This window comes from Microbacterium sp. NPDC055455, from assembly GCF_053619935.1.
Window position 1 is genome coordinate 181113 of record NZ_JBSHLB010000001.1, and the last position, 18022, is coordinate 199134.

General features: G+C 71.8%; 17 protein-coding genes. 8 read left to right on the forward strand and 9 right to left on the reverse strand.

Features of this window, described 5'->3' with window-relative positions; translation table 11 throughout:
* Positions 1–2: 2 nt before the first annotated feature.
* The gene (locus ACWGUG_RS00700) at positions 3–1358 is read right to left on the reverse strand and encodes an ABC transporter substrate-binding protein (RefSeq protein WP_452323518.1); all 1356 of its coding nucleotides are present in this window, start codon (positions 1356–1358) and stop codon (positions 3–5) included.
* Between the two features lie 327 nt (positions 1359–1685).
* Between ACWGUG_RS00700 and ACWGUG_RS00705 the strand changes: the two genes are divergently transcribed.
* On the forward strand, positions 1686–2735 hold the full coding sequence (locus ACWGUG_RS00705; protein WP_336394446.1) for a LacI family DNA-binding transcriptional regulator: 1050 nt from the start codon (positions 1686–1688) through the stop codon (positions 2733–2735).
* Positions 2736–2784: 49 nt separating this feature from the next.
* Here ACWGUG_RS00705 and ACWGUG_RS00710 read toward each other — a convergent pair whose 3' ends face one another.
* Complete coding sequence (locus ACWGUG_RS00710; RefSeq protein ID WP_378878520.1) at positions 2785–6573, reverse strand: proline dehydrogenase family protein; 3789 nt, start codon at positions 6571–6573, stop codon at positions 2785–2787.
* A gap of 146 nt (positions 6574–6719) precedes the next feature.
* Here ACWGUG_RS00710 and ACWGUG_RS00715 point away from each other — a divergent pair, with 146 nt between their 5' ends.
* Positions 6720–7619, forward strand: coding sequence for a LysR family transcriptional regulator (locus tag ACWGUG_RS00715; protein WP_452324177.1), 900 nt, complete (start codon positions 6720–6722; stop codon positions 7617–7619).
* Positions 7620–7688: 69 nt separating this feature from the next.
* Here the strand turns inward: ACWGUG_RS00715 and ACWGUG_RS00720 are convergent, their stop codons facing one another.
* Positions 7689–8321 (reverse strand): hypothetical protein, encoded by a 633-nt coding sequence (locus tag ACWGUG_RS00720; RefSeq protein WP_452323519.1) that lies wholly within the window; start codon positions 8319–8321, stop codon positions 7689–7691.
* Between the two features lie 222 nt (positions 8322–8543).
* On the opposite strand from ACWGUG_RS00720, the gene ACWGUG_RS00725 reads away from it, so the two are divergent.
* A complete protein-coding gene (locus ACWGUG_RS00725; RefSeq protein WP_452323520.1) occupies positions 8544–10496 on the forward strand; it encodes a diguanylate cyclase domain-containing protein in 1953 nt (650 codons plus the stop codon).
* On the opposite strand, the gene ACWGUG_RS00730 is transcribed toward ACWGUG_RS00725, so the two are convergent.
* A complete protein-coding gene (locus ACWGUG_RS00730; protein ID WP_336394441.1) occupies positions 10488–10793 on the reverse strand; it encodes a DUF7882 family protein in 306 nt (101 codons plus the stop codon). The genes ACWGUG_RS00725 and ACWGUG_RS00730 overlap by 9 nt on opposite strands.
* 41 nt (positions 10794–10834) lie before the next feature.
* Between ACWGUG_RS00730 and ACWGUG_RS00735 the strand changes: the two genes are divergently transcribed.
* On the forward strand, positions 10835–11104 hold the full coding sequence (locus ACWGUG_RS00735; protein WP_336394440.1) for a hypothetical protein: 270 nt from the start codon (positions 10835–10837) through the stop codon (positions 11102–11104).
* Positions 11105–11182: 78 nt separating this feature from the next.
* Here the strand turns inward: ACWGUG_RS00735 and ACWGUG_RS00740 are convergent, their stop codons facing one another.
* Positions 11183–11968 carry an EAL domain-containing protein gene (locus ACWGUG_RS00740; RefSeq protein ID WP_452324178.1) on the reverse strand — a complete coding sequence of 262 codons (786 nt, stop codon included), beginning with the start codon at positions 11966–11968 and terminating at the stop codon, positions 11183–11185.
* 136 nt (positions 11969–12104) lie between these two features.
* Between ACWGUG_RS00740 and ACWGUG_RS00745 the strand changes: the two genes are divergently transcribed.
* On the forward strand, positions 12105–12419 hold the full coding sequence (locus ACWGUG_RS00745) for a DUF7882 family protein (protein WP_336394439.1): 315 nt from the start codon (positions 12105–12107) through the stop codon (positions 12417–12419).
* A gap of 62 nt (positions 12420–12481) precedes the next feature.
* The gene (locus ACWGUG_RS00750) at positions 12482–12796 is read left to right on the forward strand and encodes a hypothetical protein (RefSeq protein WP_336394438.1); all 315 of its coding nucleotides are present in this window, start codon (positions 12482–12484) and stop codon (positions 12794–12796) included.
* 21 nt (positions 12797–12817) lie between these two features.
* Here the strand turns inward: ACWGUG_RS00750 and ACWGUG_RS00755 are convergent, their stop codons facing one another.
* Positions 12818–13378 (reverse strand): thioesterase family protein, encoded by a 561-nt coding sequence (locus ACWGUG_RS00755; protein ID WP_378878530.1) that lies wholly within the window; start codon positions 13376–13378, stop codon positions 12818–12820.
* A 152-nt stretch (positions 13379–13530) separates the two neighbouring features.
* Here ACWGUG_RS00755 and ACWGUG_RS00760 point away from each other — a divergent pair, with 152 nt between their 5' ends.
* Both ACWGUG_RS00760 and cofE read left to right on the forward strand, forming a co-directional pair.
* The gene (locus ACWGUG_RS00760; RefSeq protein ID WP_336394436.1) at positions 13531–14037 is read left to right on the forward strand and encodes a GNAT family N-acetyltransferase; all 507 of its coding nucleotides are present in this window, start codon (positions 13531–13533) and stop codon (positions 14035–14037) included.
* A gap of 159 nt (positions 14038–14196) precedes the next feature.
* Positions 14197–14985, forward strand: coding sequence for a coenzyme F420-0:L-glutamate ligase (cofE, locus tag ACWGUG_RS00765; RefSeq protein ID WP_452323521.1), 789 nt, complete (start codon positions 14197–14199; stop codon positions 14983–14985).
* A gap of 75 nt (positions 14986–15060) precedes the next feature.
* Here cofE and ACWGUG_RS00770 read toward each other — a convergent pair whose 3' ends face one another.
* From ACWGUG_RS00770 to ACWGUG_RS00780, 3 genes are read right to left on the reverse strand one after another with little or no spacing between them, the layout of a single operon-like run.
* On the reverse strand, positions 15061–15927 hold the full coding sequence (locus ACWGUG_RS00770) for a DUF4097 family beta strand repeat-containing protein (protein WP_336394435.1): 867 nt from the start codon (positions 15925–15927) through the stop codon (positions 15061–15063).
* Positions 15924–16631 (reverse strand): response regulator transcription factor, encoded by a 708-nt coding sequence (locus tag ACWGUG_RS00775; RefSeq protein ID WP_336394434.1) that lies wholly within the window; start codon positions 16629–16631, stop codon positions 15924–15926. Before ACWGUG_RS00775 ends, ACWGUG_RS00770 begins: the two co-directional genes overlap by 4 nt.
* On the reverse strand, positions 16619–17884 hold the full coding sequence (locus tag ACWGUG_RS00780) for a sensor histidine kinase (RefSeq protein ID WP_336394433.1): 1266 nt from the start codon (positions 17882–17884) through the stop codon (positions 16619–16621). Before ACWGUG_RS00780 ends, ACWGUG_RS00775 begins: the two co-directional genes overlap by 13 nt.
* Positions 17885–18022 lie beyond the last annotated feature (138 nt).

Genomic DNA, 18022 nt, shown 5'->3' on the forward strand with positions numbered 1-18022 from the left:
TGTCACTTGACGGTGAAGCCCTGCTCCTCCGCGTAGGCCACGACAGCCTCCTGGAGCGCGTCCGCGGCTTCAGAACCGGTAGAGGTTCCGTCGTTGATGTTCTGGATCTGCTCGGTGAGGGTCGAGTAGTAGAACTGCTGGAGCGGCGTGTACACCATGCCCTTGTAGGCATTGGCCGCCGGGACGTACACCTCCTTGTTGGCCTGCTGGCCGCTGAAGAAGGGCACCTCGTAGTCCTGGAACTCCGGATCGTCGAGCACGTTCACGTTGAGCGGGAAGATGATCTGCTGCTGCCACCCCTCGTCGAGCGAGGCCTGGTCGGCGTACACCCCGAAGGCCACCTTCGCTGCCAGCTCAGGGTCGTCCGCCTGGCTGCTCACCGAGAACGCCGAGCCGCCCCAGTTGATCGCGACCGGGTCGCTCTCATCCCACTGCGGCAGCGGAGCGGTCGCCCACACACCTTCGTCAGCACCCTCCCCGACGCCTGCGCCCTGGAGGTAGCCGGGCGCCCAGGCGGCCGAGAGGTACGTGGCGTAGTCGCCGCCGATGACCGCGGCGATGTACTCCGGAGTGAACTGATCCTCCGTACCCACGAGGCCCTTCTCGACGAGGCCGGCCCAGTAGTCGAGGACGCGCTTGATCTCGTCGCTGTTGAGGTTGATTCCGATCTCACCCTCGTTGGCCGGGTCGTACTCGAACGGCTCCGCGCCCGTCTGGTACATGTACGCCGTCACCGCGGCGGGCTGGTTCGCCGCGAAGCTCGCGAACACCGGGCCTCCGGCATCCTTGACCTGCTGCGCGGTCGCCTCGAACTCCTCCCACGTGGTGGGCGGCGTGATGCCGTACTGCTCGAAGACGTCGGTGCGGTAGATCATGCCCATGGGGCCGCCGTCGATCGGAGCCCCGTAGACGCCGTCGCCGACCGACACGTCCTTCCAGGCGCCCTCGCTGAAGTTGTCCTTGACGTCTTCGTAGCCGAGGTCGGAGAGGTCCACCAGGGCGTCCTGCGCCTGGAAGACGGCGATGCGGTCCGCCTCGACCATCATCACGTCGGGCGCGCCGCTGCCCGCCGAGATCGCGGTCTGGAACTTGTCGTACGCGTCGCCGCCCGCGCCGGCGTTCGTCCAGCAGACCTGGACGTCGTCGTTCGCCTCGTTGAAGTTGTCGACGACGGTCTCGGAGTTGGGGTACCACGCCCACAGCGTCACGATCGGCGCGTCGGGGTTCTTGATCTCGTTGGTGCAGTTCGCGTCGCTGTTGCCGCCGCCGTCGGCGTCGCCGCCTCCGGCGGTGCAGGCGGCCAGGGCGCCGACCAGGGCGAACGCTGTGACCGCAGCAAGGACAGGCTTCGTCTTCACTGGACTTTCCTTTCGGTGTGCTGACTTCTTCGTCGGTGCATGACCGCCTGGAGCACGAGGGTGCAGGATCGCGGTGCTCTCGGGTCTACAACGTTGTAGAGCAACGTTGCAGACACTTTCCCACCGGCCGCGAGGGGTGTCAAGGGTGCACCGCAAATTCCTGCGCGCGCATCGAAAGTTCTGTGACGTACGACCGCGGGACGGCGGGGCGGTACGGTGATCCACAACGTTGCACGGAGACGTCGAAGAGGCGGGGCCCGATCCGCACACGACGGGCATCGCATCTGCGTCACACTAGAGTGCAGATCGAACGGAAGGCGGGCGCCCATGGGACCGACGATGCACGACGTCGCCCGGGTGGCGGGAGTCTCGATCAAGACGGTCTCGAACGTCATCAACGACTATCCGCACGTGCGCCCCGGCACCCGCGACCGTGTGAACGAAGCGATCGAGCAGCTCGACTACCGGCCCAACCTCTCGGCACGCGGCCTGCGCTCCGGCCGGACGGGCGTCATCGGGCTGGCGGTCCCGTCGCTGCGCGAGAACTACTTCGCAGAACTCGCCGACGAGGTCATCAGAGCAGCGGAGAAGCACGGCCTGGGCGTCATGGTGGAGCAGACGAGCGGGGATCGGGATGCCGAGCTGCGCGCCGTCTCGCGCAGCCGGCCGCGGTTCCTGGACGGGCTGCTCTTCAGCCCGGTCAGGCTGGGCCAGGAGGATGCCGACGCCTTGAACGTCGAGGGCCCGCTCGTGCTCCTCGGCGAGCGGATCTTCGGCGGCCCGACCGATCACGTCACGATGCACAACACCTCGTCCGCGCAGGCCGCCGTCGAGCACCTCCTCTCGATCGGCCGCCGGCGGATCGCGCTGATCGGCGCCGACCACGAGGACGTCGACGAGGCGAGCTCGGCGAGCCTGCGCCTGAAGGGTTACCGGCGCGCCCTCGAGCAGGCCGGCATCGATCAGGATCCGGCCCTCATCCGGCATACCTCGATGCATCGATGGAACCGGGCGGGCGGCGCGGCCGCGACGCACCTGCTGGTGCAGGAGGGCGTGGAATTCGATGCCGTCTTCGCGCTCAACGACACGCTGGGACTCGGCGTCCTGCGCGCTCTGCGCGAAGAGGGGCTCCGCGTGCCCGACGACGTCGCCGTGATCGGGTTCGACAACATCGACGAGAGCAAGTACTCGGTCCCGTCGATGTCGACCGTCGACACCGGCCGGGCGCAGATCGCGGCCATCGCCGTCGACCGACTCCTCGAGCGCATCAACGAGAAGGGCGAACGGCGCAGTCCCGAGACCTTCAAGCCGCCGTTCCGCATCGTGGCGCGGGAGTCCACGGGCTTCCCCGACGCCGGAGCCGACGAGAAGCCCTGACGAGAGCCGACCGCACGCGCCGGACGCGGACCGCGCCGCGGCGACGGCGCTAGATGACAGCCTCCGACCACGCGTCCGGATTCCCGAAACGGTGGGCCGTGATCGTCACCGACTGCTCGTGGAGGAACGGGAGAAGCTCGAGCCTGCCCGCGGTCGTCACGTCGTTGTCGTAGACGGCGAGGTCGGGGTCTCCGTCGACCGCCTCGGCGAGCCTTCGGTGAAGCGCGGCGACCGACTCGGCCCCGCCGACCAGGCGCACGCGCGATGGACGGGGCGCCGGATCGGCGTCGGCCGCGGCGGCGACGATGTCCTCGTCCCGGATGAGCCGCTGGAGCCACTCCTCCTCGGTCTCCACGAACACTCCCACGCCCTCGTCCGCCAGCACGCGACGCACCGTCTGCGGCAGGCCCACGGGCGCACTGAGGGTCATCGCCGACCCCGCCCGCAGCCCCGCGACGGCGACGCGGAGCACGGCCTGCCACGAGGCATCCGCCGTCGCCCTCACCGCGACCGAGTCGACCGGCCGGTAGCGGAAGAGGTTGCGCTCGACGCCGATACCCGACACGTCTCTCACCTGACCGAACTCGCGGTCCCACGCGATGGCGTCCGACAGCGCGGCGCGGCGGAGCCACTCGAACGCCTCGTAGCCCAGCGACGGCTGCGCCGCCTCGATGAGCGACACGATGCGGGTGTCCAGCCCTCGCAGGTGGAGCGTCGCCGACGCCGGCGATCCCGAGGTCGGCCGCCAGCGGCCCAGACCCATGAGGTAGTTCGGGCCGCCCGCCTTCGCCCCCGCGCCCACCGACGAGCGCTTCCACCCGCCGAAGGGCTGGCGCTGGACGATGGCGCCCGTGATGCCCCGGTTGACGTACAGGTTGCCGGCCTGCACCCGGTCGAGCCACATCGCCAGGTCGTCGGGGTTCTGCGTGTGCAGGCCTGCGGTGAGACCGTACTCGACCGCGTTCTGGAGCTCGATCGCGTGCGACAGCGACGTCGCGTGCATGATGCCCAGCACGGGTCCGAAGAACTCCTCGCGGTGGAACCGCGATCCTGGCTGCACGCCGGTGCGGATGCCGGGGGTCCAGAGCCGGCCCGCATACTCCGGTCCGGCGTCCACCTGTCGAGGCGCGACGAGCCACTGCTCGCCCTCCTCGAGGGTGGTGAGGGCCCACTCCAGCTTGCCGCGAGGCGCCTCGACCACGGGGCCGACCTCGCTGAGCGGGTTGGACGGCGGGCCGACGCGGAGCGAGGTCGCGGCGTCCACCAGCTGGCGCGCGAATCGCCGCGAGTGACCGACGGGCCCCACCAGGATGGCCAGCGACGCGGCCGAGCACTTCTGTCCGGCGTGGCCGAACGCGCTCTTGACGAGGTCGGATGCCGCGAGGTCGAGGTCCGCCGTCGGCATGACGATCATCGCGTTCTTGCCGCTCGTCTCGGCGAGGAGCGGCAGGTCCGGACGCCACGAGCGGAACAGTGCGGCGGTCTCCCACGAGCCGGTGAGGATCACGCGGTCCACGTCCGGATGCGCCACCAGCGCGCGGCCCAGTCCGCCCTCGTCGATGTCGACGAGGGCGAGGACGTCGCGCGGCACCCCGGCCTCCCACAGCGCCTCCGCCACGACCGCCGCGCAGCGCCGCGCCTGCGGCGCCGGCTTGAACACGACACCCGATCCGGCGGCGAGGGCGGCCAGGACGCCGCCCGCGGGGATGGCGATCGGGAAGTTCCACGGCGGGGTGACGAGCGTCAGTCGCGCCGGCTCGAACACCGCCCCGCTCACGCGATCGAGTTCTCGTGCGGTCGCGGCGTAGTAGTCGGCGAAGTCGACGGCCTCGCTCACCTCGACATCCGCCTCGGCGAACACCTTGCCCGTCTCCGACGCGGCCACCTCGATGAGCTCCCCGCGGCGGGCCTCCAGCGCACGCGCCGCCGCCGCGAGCACGGCCCCGCGCTCGGCCGCCGGGGTCGCGCCCCACGCGGCGGCCGCGTGGCGGACGCGGGCGACGATCTCGTGCAGCGACTGCTCGTCCGTCACCGCGGCGGCGGCGATCGTGGCGTCGCCGGCGTGCGACGACTCGATCCGGGAGATCACATCCCGCGCCCACGCGCGGTTCCCGGGCAGCGCGGGGTCACTGTCGGACGCGTTGCGGAAGCCGGGCGCGCCCGCTGCCCGGGCCCCCGACTCGCGGGGCGCGAACACGGCGGTCTCGACGAACGCGTCGGCGCCGAACACCTGCTCCGGCACGATGCGCTCCATCGGCGCGGTGTCACCGGGCGCGCCGGCTGCGCCGGCCGAGCGCGCGATGCCGATCACCGCCTGCGTGAGCCCGGCGTCCTCCCCCGGCGACGCCGTGCGGCGCAGCGGCGCCTCAGCGCGCAGAGCCGCGACGGACGCGGCGTCGAGGACTGCCACCTCGGCGGCCCGGTCCTGGGTGCGGCGGGGGCCGGTCGGCAGCGCCGGATCGTCCGCACGCGCGAGCGAGGCCAGGAAGCGGTCGCGCTCGCGTGCGAACAGCGCCGGATCGTCGGCGAGCTCGAACGCGGCGGAGAGGAAGTTCTCGCTGGACGCGTTCTCTTCGAGCCGCCGGACGAGATAGCTGATGGCCACGTCGAATTCGTCGGGACGCACGACCGGCACGTACAGGAGCACGTGGCCGACCTCGCGCGCGACCGCCGCGACCTGGCCCTGGGCCATGCCCAGGAGCATCTCGAACTCGACGGCGTCGCGCACGCCCGTCGCACCCGCGAGCAGCCATGCGTAGGCGATGTCGAAGAGGTTGTGGCCGGCGACCCCGATCCGCACGGCGGCGGTGCGCTCGGGCTGCAGCGCGTACCGCAGGCACCGGATGTAGTTCGCGTCCGAGTCGAGCTTCGTGTCGTAGGTGGCGAGCGGCCAGCCGTGCAGCACCGCGTCCACGCGCTCCATCGCGAGGTTGGCGCCCTTGACGAGGCGGATCTTGATCGGGGCGCCGCCGGCCGCGACGCGCTCCCGGGCCCAGTCCGTCAGCCGCTCCAGCGCGGGCAGCGCGTCGGGAAGGTACGCCTGCAGCACGATGCCGGCTTCCAGGCCGCGCAGTCGCGGGTCCTCGAGCAGCCGGGTGAACACGGCGACGGTCAGGTCGAGGTCGCGGTACTCCTCCATGTCGAGGTTGATGAAGGTGGCCTCCCGCGCCCGACCGTCCGGGTCGGTCGGCGCGTCGGCCGCGTCCGCCCGCGCCGCCGAGAGGTACAGCGGCAGGAGCCGGTCGACCACCGTGTCGACGATCTCGTCGAACGCCCACATCGAGATGTGGCTGGCGATCGCCGAGACCTTCACCGAGACGTAGTCCACGTCGGGGCGGCGGATGAGCTCGTGGATCCCCTCGAGTCGCCGCAGGGCCTCCTGCTCGCCGAGCACCGCCTCGCCGAGCAGGTTGAGATTCAGCCGCGCTCCCGTCTCGCGCAGACGCTCGATGGCCGGGCCGAGCTTCTCCGGTCGCGCGTCGACCACGAGGTGCCCGACCATCTCGCGCAGCACCCGGCGCGCGATCGGCACGACCGGCGCCGGCAGCACGGGGGCGACGGCGCCGCCGACCCGCACGGCGGAGCGGAGGTACCAGGGGAGGAACCCGGGAACGAGGGGCGCGACGCGGTGCAGATGGGATGCCGCCGCCGACAGGCTCTCCGGTCGCATGACACCGTCGACGAAGCCGATCGTGAACGGCAGGCCGCTGGGGTCCTTCAGGACTCCGGCGAGGCGCTCCGCCGCCGGGTCGACGTGGGCCTCCGCGCTCTCGGCGATCCACCGCCGAGCCAGCGTGACGGCTTCGTCTGCGAGATGCCGTTCGGCAGCGTCTTCCATTCGCACTCCAGATGTCGATTCGACGGGGCCCGTGCTTCCAGACTGCACCTCGATGTGCTGCATGGCGTCCAGCCTGAGGCATCCGTCCGTTCGTGAAAAGCGATCGTCTACGATCAGTATCGTTCAGGATTTTCGATGGGATGCTCATGTTCGAGCTGCGACGCCTGCGCCTGCTGCATGAGCTGGCACTGCGGGGCACGCTGGCCGCCGTGGCGGAGGCGCTGTCGTATAGCCCCTCGACGATCTCGCAGCAGCTCGCGCAGCTCGAGAAGGAGGCGGGCGTGCCGCTTCTCGCCCCGGAGGGACGCCGCGTGCGCCTCAGCGAGCACGGACAGGTCCTCGCCGCCCACGCCGCGCGCGCCCTCGACCAGGACGAGCGGGCCCGCGGCGAGCTCGAGTCCCTGCACCCGGGCCTCGCCCCCGTCCGCGTCGCCGTCATGCAGACGGCGGCGCTGGCCGTCGCGCCCGTCGCCCTCGCCCTCCTCGCCGAACGCGCCCGGTACCTTCGCGTCGAGCTCGTCGAGCTGCCTCCCGAGCGGGGGCTCTTCGAACTCGCCGCGCGCAGCGTCGACCTCGTGATCGCCGAGCAGTACCCGGGTCACACGCGTCCGCACACGGCGGGCATCGAGCGCGAGATCCTGGGCATCGATCCCATCCGCGTGGCCGTTCCCGCGGGGGATGCCGCGCGGTCGCTCCACGATCTGCGCGCTCGGGCGTGGGTGATGGAGCCGGCGGGCACCGCCGCCCGGCTCTGGGCCGTCCAGCAGTGCCGCGCATCCGGCTTCGAACCCGACGTCCGCTTCGAGCTGGCCGACCTGTCGGCCCATGCCCGGCTCATCGCCGCCGGCCAGGCGGTCGGGGTGCTCCCAGACCTGCTGTGGGGCGGCGACCCGACGCCCGTCGCCGTGCTCGACCTCCCCGGGCGTCCGGCGCGCGAGATCTTCCTCGCGCAGCGCACCTCGTCCCAGGGCAGGGCGGGCATCGCCGAAGTCCGCAGCGCGCTGCAGGACGCGTTCCCGACGACCAGGCGGGATGCCGCGGGCTGACGCTTCGGGCGCTCCGGGCATGACAGGCGCCCGGGCACGCAGGCCCGGGTGCCTGTCAGGTCAGTGCCGTCACGCGCCGTCCGGACGCCGCGTCCGCGGCTCGTCCGCCGGCGGAGCGGTGTCGCCCGCGGCAGCCGCCGCGTCGACCCCGTCGTCGCGGTGCACGCGACGCACGCCGTCGTCCGACGCGCCGACCGGCGCGTCCGAGCGATCGCTCGTGCGGGCGTCGGCGGTGCGGACGTCGGTGCGGGAGTCGCCGGCTGCCGCCGACGCGTTCCGGGCACCGGCGTCCGTTGCCGTGGCGCTGCGACCGTCGTCGCCGACATACGGGTCGACGTCGTCCGCCTTGCGCAGCCGCTCGGCCTGCTCGGCACGGAGCTTCGCCGCGTCCGACTCGTGCTCGTCGATCGTGCTCTGCCGCTTCTCGGCGTCGATCGACGCCTGCGCGGCGCGGGCGCGCGCCTGCTCGGCGGCCGCCGTGGCCGATGCCGCGTCCGCGCGGGCCTGGGCCACCTCCGCCTCGTGCTCCCGCGCCTTCAACTCGGACTCGCGCGCCTCGGCGCGCAGCTTCTCGGCCTTCTCGTGCTGCGCCTGCTCCCGCCGGTTGCGGCGGCCGCGCGCCGACAGCAGCAGCGCGACGAGGACGATCGCGACGACGACCACGATGCCGACGATGATCCAGATGAGGGTGGTCGTATCCACGGCCCCTCCTTCTCCCTCCGGCGCCGGCGGGGGTGCCGACGCCACCACTGTCAGCGAACCGCCCCGCCGCGGCCGCGCACAAACCCATTGCGCCCTTGCGCCGCCTGCGGTATCAGGCGCGGCGGCATCCTTTGGCCCGCACAGACCTCGCGCTTAGGATGAGAGAACTCGCCAGCGCAATCCCCCTGTCCCCCCCACGATGCAGCATGAAGGGTTTCTGCGTTGACCGACGTACCCGCACTCACTTTCGACGGAGATCTCCCCGGCGACGACGCCGAGCTGCTCCGCCTGCGGGAGTGCTCGACCGAGCCGATCCGCACCATCGGCGCCATTCAGTCCCACGGCATGCTGTTCGCGATCGACGAGGTCACGGGGATCGTCGTCGCTGCGAGTGAGAACGCGGAGCAGTGGCTCGGGCGCGACCTGCGCGAGGCCGGCAGCGACATGGTGTCGTGGTCGGTCACCCACGGCGTCGCCGTCGACCCCGTGCGCGCCGAGTTCGAGGGCGTCGTCTACGACGTGATCGCCCACCGCGGCACGTCGCCGCTGGTCCTCGAGTTCGAGCCGGTGGTCCCCGGGCTCGACTACGTGCGCACCGGGGTCGTCGGCGCCATCCAGCGACTGGCGGCGATCACCGATCCCGATGAGCTGCGCCAGCAGGCGGCGCGTGAGATCAAGGCGATCACGGGCTACGACCGGGTGATGTGCTACCACTTCCACGACGACGCGCACGGGCAGGTCGTCGCCGACGAGCGCGAGCCCGACATGGAGCCCTACTTCGGCCTCCACTTCCCGGCATCCGACATCCCGGTCCAGGCGCGCGCGCTCTACATCGAGAAGCGCTCCCGCGTGATCGCCGACACCGCAGACCCGGGGACGCCGATCCACACGCTCCTCCCGGAGGACAGCCCGCTGGACCTCGGCCCCACCGAGCTCCGCGCCGTCTCCCCTCACCACCTGCAGTTCATGCGGAACATGGGCCAGGCCTCCACGGTGTCGTTCGGGATCGTCCTGGACGACCAGCTGGTCGGCATGTTCACCTGCGCCCACCGGACGCCCCGCCGCATCCCGGTGCTGCTGCGCCGCGCGATCGAGGTGCTGGCCTCGCAGGTCGCCTCACAGCTCGCCTCCGCCGAGCAGATCCGCAGGCTCCGCCGTCAGCTCGAGGCGAGGGAGCGGAGGATCGCACTGATCGCCCCGCTGTTCGGCCGCGCCGACGCGGGCTCCGTGCTCATGCGCGGAGAGCGCACGGTGCTCGACGTCGTTCCCGCCGACGGCGCGGTGCTGCGCCTCGGTGACGCGATCGACACCGTCGGCGTGGTCCCCGCGCCCGAGCGCCTGTTCGCCGTCGTGGACGAGCTGGGACCCGGGAGATTCCTCTGGGAGGCGCTGCCGATCGAGCGCCCCGAGCTCGCCGTCGAGATCCCGGGTGTCACCGGTCTGCTGGTCGTCCCGCTCGGCAGCGACGGCGACCGCCTGGTGTTCGTGCGCAGCGAGGTCGCCCGCACGGTGGAGTGGCTCGGCGATCAGCGACCCGAGAATCGTGAGCATCCCCTCTCCCCGCGACGGTCGTTCTCGGCCTGGCAGGAGAGCGTGACCGGCCGGAGCCTTCCGTGGGGCGAGCACGCCCAGGACGCGTACGACCTCGGCGAGGACATCCGCGCCGCGCTGGTGGCGCGGACGCAGGCCGAGCTCGCGGAGCTGGCGGTGCGCGACGCGCTCACCGGGCTCCACAACCGCCGGTACCTCGACGAGCGTCTCAACGATCTGCTCGGCGCCTCCGAGAGGTCCGTCGCGGTGGTCTTCCTCGACCTCGACGACTTCAAGCTGGTCAACGACACCCACGGCCACGAGATGGGGGACGCCGTCCTCGCGGCCATCGGCCGGCGGCTGAGCGGGGTCGCCCGCACGACCGACGTCGTCGTGCGGCTGGGCGGGGACGAGTTCGTGATCGTGTGCGTCGACGCGAGTCCGGCCGAGGCGGCGGCTGTCGCCGGCCGCGCGCTCGCGGCGATCACCGAGCCGATCGTCGTGCGCGACATCGAGATGCGCGTGCACGCGTCGGCCGGCGTCGTCGCCGCCCAGCGCGGTACCGGCGCGAGCGAACTGCTCGATGCCGCCGACGCCGCCATGTACCGCGCGAAGCGCGGGGGCGGTGGACGCGTCTCAGCGTGAGGCGGGGAGCTCCGGCTCGGGCACGATGCGCAGGCCGCCCGACGAGTTCGCGGTGTCGACGAGCTCCTGAAGCCACAGCCGGTTGATCTCGGGCATGGGTGCCTCGTACTCGAAGCGCAGCATGGTGACCGGCGAGATCCACATCGCCTGACGCACCGACGTCTCTTCGTCGACGATGGCGAAGGAGAGGTTCTCTCGGCGTCGCAGCTTGGCCATGATGACCAGTTCGACATGCGCCAGCGCCCGGTCGTCGATCTTGAAGGACGCCGGCGGGGAGCCGTAGTGAAGTGTGCCCACGCCTCGATCCTACGCGGCACGCCACCGGGTACGCTGGGGCCATGGCGATCGTGAACCGGCTGACTGTCGATGGACGCGACTACTTCCTCCCCGACCCCGTCACCGAGCTCAAGAACAGCATCCTCGAGGCGATCAAGGCGGGCGGCGGCTATGTCAACGTCCCACCCCTGCGCGGCGGACCCGGGGTCGACATCCTCTTCTCGCCGGGCATGCCGGTGACCTGGTCCCAGTTCGAGGTCGGCGACACCGTCCCGAGCGCCGGCGCCCCGGTGGACGAGATCTCCGACGACGTCGCGGACTACGGCCTCTGAGGGTCGCGGGCGACGGCTACTGAGCCGAGTCCCGCGATGATCCCCCGAGTCCGACGCCCGAGGCTCACGCGTGCGGGCTCAGGCTTCTCCTGCCAGCACGACGTCCATCTGCTCGACGGGCAGCGGCAGACCCCACAGGTAGCCCTGGCCACGGTGGCAGCCGCGGCTGCGTGAGCGCTGGAAGTCGTCGAGGGTCTCGATCCCTTCGGCGACGACACGCCACCCGTGGTTCGCGCTGCTGTCCACCACGGCGGAGATCGCGTCCTCTGCCGCGGCATCGACGCGCTGGGTGAGCGATCGATCGATCTTCACCTCGTCGATCGGCAGGGTCTCGAGCATTGCGACGTCGCCGCCGGCGTCGAAGTCGTCGACCGAGATGGCGACGCCCTCCGCCCGCAGCGCCTCGATGGCGGAGAGCATGCCGGGGCGCAGCTGGGGCAGGGGCGCCTCGGTGATCTCGACGGTCACGCCGGCGGGATCGAGTCCGAGCTCGTCCAGCCTGGTCAGCACCGTGCCCGCATAGCGGGTGGAGAAGTGAGCGGGAGACGCGTTCACCGCCAGCCCGACGGTGTGACCGGACTTCCGCCACCGCGCGACGTGCTCGGTCGCGAGAGCGAATACGCGTGTGTCGATCTCTTCGAGGAACTCGCCGCGCTCGGCCAGCGCGATGAACCGGTCGGGTGGCACTGCTCCCAGCGTCACATGATTCCAGCGACAGAGCGCTTCGACTGCATCCGGTGGCGACGTCTCAGACGGCGCGGCCGCGCCCGTCTGAAGATCGAATTGGCCCTGGAAGGCGAGTGTCAAGGCACCGGAGGACAGAGCCGTTCGCAGATCCCGAGTGAGCTGAGGCGTGCTGACCATCTCACAAGATTCGGTGATCTGCGCCTTCGGGCGCAACACCAGACACGGATCGTCAAAACCGCTATAATCCACGCTCACACCCCATCGGGCTCCACGACACGCCCGCAAAGCCGCTCGGAAGGCTACTGTAGATCCGATGGGCACGCTCACCTATGACACCAGGGTCACCGCTTCCTTCGACGACCGCGTCCTGGCCCACCTGCAGACCGTGATCTGGGCCAAGCTCCGTCGCGGGGAGTCCTTTCCTTTCACGTGGACGGACCCCATGCGCAGTGGCCTGGGGCGCACCTCGGTGTGGCTGAGCCCGCATGTGTCGCTCGCGTTCGAGTACTTCGGCGGACGCCAGCCCCGCCTCAACCCCGCCTGGATCGACGCACTCACCAAGGCCGCGAACTCTCCCGGCGGCCTGACCCTCGTCCCCGAGCCCGAGGCGCCGACAGGCGCTCCATAGTCGACCGCTCCCGATCCGTCAAGGGCACCCACCTGATTCACGGCGTGTCTAGCGTTCTACGCATGACACAGCACGCTGACGACATCGACACGCGCTGGGCGATCCACTGGTCGAGCCCGGAGCGCGGCGCATGGGCCGCAGACCGCTTCGGCCGCACCGTGGGCGAGGTGAAGCGGGACGATCGCGGCTACGTCGCGACCCGCGGCCGCCGCACGATCGGCCGATTCCGGTCCCTCGATGCGGCACTGGACGCCGTCGACCGGCGGCCGCTGACGACCGCCGACCCGAGCAGCAGGCTCTGGACGATGCTGCTCGCGACCGTCAACGTCGGCATCCTCGCGGCCATCTCGCTGGTCACGGCGGTCATCCTCCGCTGATCGCCGGCCGAACGCCGTCGCTCAGCGCCAGACGCTGGGCGCCTCCGCACGAGTGGGGGGAAGAGCGGATGCCGCGGCCCACTCGTGCACCCAGGCATCCACCTCGGGGATGCCCTCGGGCCGGCCGACCGCCGCGAAGAGCTCTTCGTGCGAGAGGGTGCCGCCGGCGCGCTTCATCATCCGTGCTCGGATGATGGCACGGGCGTACACCTCGCCGTCGACGACCGCTCGATGCTCGAGGTAGACGGCCTTGTCGTCGTGCCCGATCATGCGGGACTCGATGTCGAACCGCTGCCACAGGTTGAGCGACTTGCGGAACGTCACCGTCTCGCTGGACACGACGGCGTACCACCCGTAGCGCTTCATGACGTCCCACAGGCCGGTCCGCACGAGCAGATCCCAGCGGCCGAGGTCGAACAGCGACAGGTAGCGCCCGTTGTTCATGTGGCGCAGCAGATCGATGTCGGTCGGCAACGTGGTGACCCGCACCCGCCCGATCTCGGTCGGCCCGATCCGCCCGGAGCGGCGCAGGCGCCGGCGCGCGGTCAGCATCACGATCAGGGTCCGCCACAACACGTTCACGACGAGCGATGGTAGCGATCCGGAACCGATCCGCCGATTCGGTTGTCGGAATCCGCAGTCGCCCGGACGCCGGCGGGCCGAAGCGGTACGTCGCGTGCGCGCGCGATCCGGCGGATTTCAGGTCTCGCCCGGGGCCGCGTAGAGTCTGGCCCATGGAAGCCGAAACCCAGACCGACATCGTCGTCCGTCCGGTGCGCGACGTCGACGCGGAGGCCCTCGGCCGCGTCCACGCGACGTGCTGGCACGAGACGTACGACCACCTCATCAGCAAGGCCGCCCTCGAGGCGGTCTCCCCCAAGCGCCTCGCCGAGCTCTGGACCCACTGGGCCGTCCAGGGCCCGGAGTTCAAGATGTTCGCCGCGCTCGTCAACGGCGAGATCGTCGGATTCGCGGGGTCCGGCCCCGCCCGCGACAAGGACGCCCCGCGCTTCCGCGAGCTCTACTTCATCTACCTGCTCGACGCCTACCACGGCACCGGCATCGGCCAGCGGCTCTTCGACTCGGTCGTCGAGCCCGCCGAGGGCCTGTACCTGTGGGTCGCCGACGACAACCCCCGCGCGCACCGGTTCTACACGCGCAACGGCTTCACGCTCGACGGTGCGACGCACACCGAGCCCTTCCTCGGCGAGACGCTGACCGAGGTGCGCTTCGTGCGCTGATCCCGCGCGGCCCGCGCTCGACGGAGGGCGTGTCCGGTCCGCCGGGCACGCCCTCTGTCGTTCGCGGAACGCGCGTGACGTCGTCGTGACGCGGCGCGGCACCACGAGCCCGGAGCCGGCGCGGGCGATGACCTGCCGGCGATCGGGAAGACTGGACCCATGGCCTCCGCTCGCACCCGCCTCACCGTCTGGCCGTTGGACGGCATCCCCGAGATCACCGCAGGGACCGACCTCGTCGACGTCATCGCGACAGCGGCGACGGGCGAGCTCGCCGACGGCGACATCCTCGTGGTGACCTCGAAGATCGTCTCGAAGGCCGAGGGGCGCTTCGTCGTCGCCGACGACCGAGAAGACGCCATCACCGCCGAGACGGTGCGGGTCGTGGCATCCCGCACCTCCCCGACCGGCGCCACCACCCGCATCGTCGAGAACCGCCTGGGCATGGTGTCGGCCGCAGCCGGCGTCGACGCGTCGAACACTCCCGAGGGCACCGTCCTGCTGCTGCCCGTCGACCCCGACGCGTCGGCACGCGCCATCGCCGGCGGTCTGCGGGAGCGGCTGGGCGTCGAGGTGGGCGTCATCGTCTCCGACACGCTCGGCCGCGCCTGGCGCGAGGGCCAGACCGATCACGCGATCGGCGCCGGCGGCGTGCTGGTCTTCGAGGACCTGCGCGGAGGGACGGATGCCGAGGGCCGGCCGCTCGTCGTCACCATGCCGTGCGTCGGCGACGAGCTGGCCGCCGCCGCCGATCTCGTCAAGGGCAAGGCCGCACGCCTGCCCGTCGCCGTGGTGCGCGGTCGCGGCGACCTCGTCGGGCCGCTGGACCTTCCCGGCGCCCGTTCCATCGTGCGCCCGCTCGAGCGCGACATGTTCCGCCTCGGCGCCGACGAGGCCTATGCGGAGGGCTTCGCCGCCGGCGCGGCATCCGTCGCCCCTCACCCCGCGTAGCCCGCGGCGCAGGCGTCCGCGGACGCGCCCGACCCGCCGTCGCCCGAAGGCGGCAGCGGGTCGGGCGGTCGGGGCTCAGCCCTCGGATCGGAGCACGACCTCGCCCGCCGAGACCTGGACGGTGATCGTGCTGGCGGCACCCGGCGTCGAGCCGAGGTCGTTGTCGAACCCGCCGGCGGACACGTCGGAGGTCACGTCGTAGTCGCCCTCGGGGACGGTGAGCCGCAGCGATCCGGCGCTCACGTCCATGTCGATCGAGTCGGGGCGGCTGCCGGTCAGCCGGGCCTCCATGGAGCCGGCGCTCACCGTCAGCACGGCCGTGCCGACGTCCTCGAGCTCGAGGTTGCCCCGGCCGGCACTCATGTCCGCCGTGAGCGTCTCGGCCGAGCCCGTCACGTCGAACGATCCGGCTGCCAGTGAGATGTCCAGCGCACCGAACTCGCCGTCGGTGACGAACTCACCGGCCGACAGCGAGACGTCGGCGTCGAGGCCCTCGAGTGCGACAGGCAGGCGCAGCACGGCATCCGTCCGCTGGTCGCCGAACCACCCGCCCCAGCCGAACCAGCCGAACCGGTCGGGGGACGCGACCTCGAGGGTGTCGCCCTGACGCTCGAACCGCCACACGTCGGCGCCCCACGAGCTCGTGACCTCGAGCTCGGCCTCGGCGACGTCGGTGAACTCCACCTGGAGCGTGCCGGCGGCGGCGTCCACGTCGAGCTGGTCGACATCCGCGACGTCGACCGTGCGGGTCGAGGTGGACACGGACGCCGAGGCGATCGTGCCCACGGCCGCCGAGATCATCGCGCCGAGGAGCACCAGACCCCCGAACACGATCAGCACGATCGCGACGACGCGCGACCCGCTGGAGGGCGGCGGCGCATCGGCGGGCCGATCCGGGACGGCGGAGGAGGGCGGAGGAGGCGGGGTCATGGTGGTGCTCATCGGTTCGTTCCTGTCTGCGGCGCGCGGCCGCCTGGTGTGATGCCGGGCGGCGTGGTGCCGCCGTGCTCGAGGTGGGCGAGCGCCGCGAGGACGCGGCGGTTGCCCGATTCGTCGGGTTCGAGGTCCAGCTTCTGGAAGACCGCGGTGATGTGCTTCTCGACGCTGCCCTCGCTGACGTGGAGTGTCTTGGCGATGGCCTGGTTGGAGCGGCCCTCCGCGATCAGGGCGAGCACGGAGGACTCGCGCTCGGTGAGCCGCAGCATCCGCTCATCCCGCTTCCTGCGGCTGAGCAGCTGCGCGACGACCTCGGGGTCCAGCACGGTGGCCCCGGACCCGATGCGGTCGATCGCCTCGAGGAACTCGGTCACGTCGGCGACGCGGTCCTTGAGGAGGTAGCCGAGCGCGCCGCCGCTGGACGAGATGAGGTCTGCGGCGTAGCGCTCCTCCACGTACTGCGACAGCACGAGGACCGCCAGCTCGGGAAGCCGCGCACGCAGCGACAGCGCGGCGCGGATGCCTTCGTCGGTCCAGGTCGGCGGAAGCCGCACGTCGAGGATGCACAGCTCGGGGGCGGTCCGGTCCACCGTCTCGTCGAGGTGCGAGGCGTCGGGGAGCGCGGCGGCCACCTCGTGGCCGGCGTCCTCGAGCACGCGCACGAGGCCGGCGCGCAGCAGCGCGGAGTCTTCGACGATCAGGATGCGCACGGGATGCTCACCTCCACGCTGGTGGGGCCGCCGGCGGGGCTGTCGATGCGGGCTTCGCCGCCCGCGGCGAGGACGCGGTTGACGATGCCGTCCAGACCGCCGCCGGGGACGACGCGCGCGCCGCCGACGCCGTTGTCCTCGACGCGCGCCCACAGGACCCCCGGCTCGCGCAGCCGCACCACGACACGGACTTCGGTGGCCCGGGAGTGCTTGGCGGCGTTCGTCAGCGCCTCGGCGATCACGAAGTACGCCGCCGCCTCGGTGTCGCGACTGCAGCGGCCGTCGAGCCGCACGTCGGTGTGCACGGGGACCACCGACCGGGCGACCAGCGCCGACAGTGCGGCGTCGAGGCCCCGATCGTCGAGGACGGAGGTGTGGATGCCGCGGGCGAGCTGCCGCAGCTCGGTGATGGCGGCCTTCGTCGAGGTGTGGGCCTCGCTGATCAGCGCCTTCGCGGCCTCGGGGTCGGCGTCGATCTTCTGCTGCGCCAGTCCGAGCGTCATGCCGACGGACACCAGCCGAGGCTGCACCCCGTCGTGAAGGTCGCGTTCGATGCGCGTGCGCTCCACGTCGGCGGCGCGCACGGCACCGGCGTGCTGCAGGCTCGAGGCGCGCGCGGCGGCCGCGAGCTGGGCCTCGCGCGAGGGCACCATGACGGCGCGCGAGATGACGCCGTGGAGGACGCCCAGCCCGACGAGGCCGGCGGCGGAGACGAGCACCGCGAGGATGCCGACCGGCAGCGCCCACGAGAGCGGCACGTCGATGCCGGTGCGTGCGAGGCGCACGGCACTGGCATCCGCGAAGAGCGGCGCGAAGGCCAGCACGACGCCCGACACGAGCAGCCCCGCGAGGGCGACCACGACCCAGCCGAGGATCGTCGCGATCGCGAGGTTCGCGATCGCGCGCCACGTGGAGAGGTCGATCGCCTGCAGCCACACCGTGCGGAGGAAGCCGCCGAAGCCGGGCCGGCCGCTCGACCGGGGCCGGGGTGCCGCGAGCCCGAACCGGTAGAGCCCGTCGACGCGCTGCGTCTCGAGCCAGCCGACGGCGTACAGCACGTAGACGAGCGCGAAGAGCACCAGCAGGCCGACGCCGAGGACGAACAGCAGCCCGATGCCGAGGCCGAGCATCGAGAAGAGGAGCGAGAACACCGCGGCGCCGATGACGCCGAGTGCGGCGAGCTGCGCGATCGCGCCCGCCACCTGGGCCGGCCGCGTCACCGGGCGGGAGTGGGAAGTGTCCGAGGAGGTCATGCCCCTTACGGTAGGCGCGCGGGGCGCGCGGCGCGCCAGAGGAAGCTGGAGACCTCGGTTCGGGTTATCCCCCAGGCCGGGCCGCCCTCGGGCGGGCTGGTGACCCAGGATGGGAACGGCCCCCGCCATCGGGACGTG

Excerpts from the sequence above, each read along its gene's own strand:
- ACWGUG_RS00705 (WP_336394446.1), top strand. The coding sequence starts at position 1,686 with ATGGGACCGACGATGCACGACGTCGCCCGGGTGGCGGGAGTCTCGATC.
- ACWGUG_RS00710 (WP_378878520.1), bottom strand. The coding sequence starts at position 6,573 with ATGGAAGACGCTGCCGAACGGCATCTCGCAGACGAAGCCGTCACGCTG.
- ACWGUG_RS00715 (WP_452324177.1), top strand. The coding sequence starts at position 6,720 with ATGTTCGAGCTGCGACGCCTGCGCCTGCTGCATGAGCTGGCACTGCGG.
- ACWGUG_RS00735 (WP_336394440.1), top strand. The coding sequence starts at position 10,835 with ATGGCGATCGTGAACCGGCTGACTGTCGATGGACGCGACTACTTCCTC.
- ACWGUG_RS00740 (WP_452324178.1), bottom strand. The coding sequence starts at position 11,968 with ATGGTCAGCACGCCTCAGCTCACTCGGGATCTGCGAACGGCTCTGTCC.
- ACWGUG_RS00745 (WP_336394439.1), top strand. The coding sequence starts at position 12,105 with ATGGGCACGCTCACCTATGACACCAGGGTCACCGCTTCCTTCGACGAC.
- ACWGUG_RS00750 (WP_336394438.1), top strand. The coding sequence starts at position 12,482 with ATGACACAGCACGCTGACGACATCGACACGCGCTGGGCGATCCACTGG.
- ACWGUG_RS00760 (WP_336394436.1), top strand. The coding sequence starts at position 13,531 with ATGGAAGCCGAAACCCAGACCGACATCGTCGTCCGTCCGGTGCGCGAC.
- cofE (WP_452323521.1), top strand. The coding sequence starts at position 14,197 with ATGGCCTCCGCTCGCACCCGCCTCACCGTCTGGCCGTTGGACGGCATC.
- ACWGUG_RS00770 (WP_336394435.1), bottom strand. The coding sequence starts at position 15,927 with ATGAGCACCACCATGACCCCGCCTCCTCCGCCCTCCTCCGCCGTCCCG.
- ACWGUG_RS00780 (WP_336394433.1), bottom strand. The coding sequence starts at position 17,884 with ATGACCTCCTCGGACACTTCCCACTCCCGCCCGGTGACGCGGCCGGCC.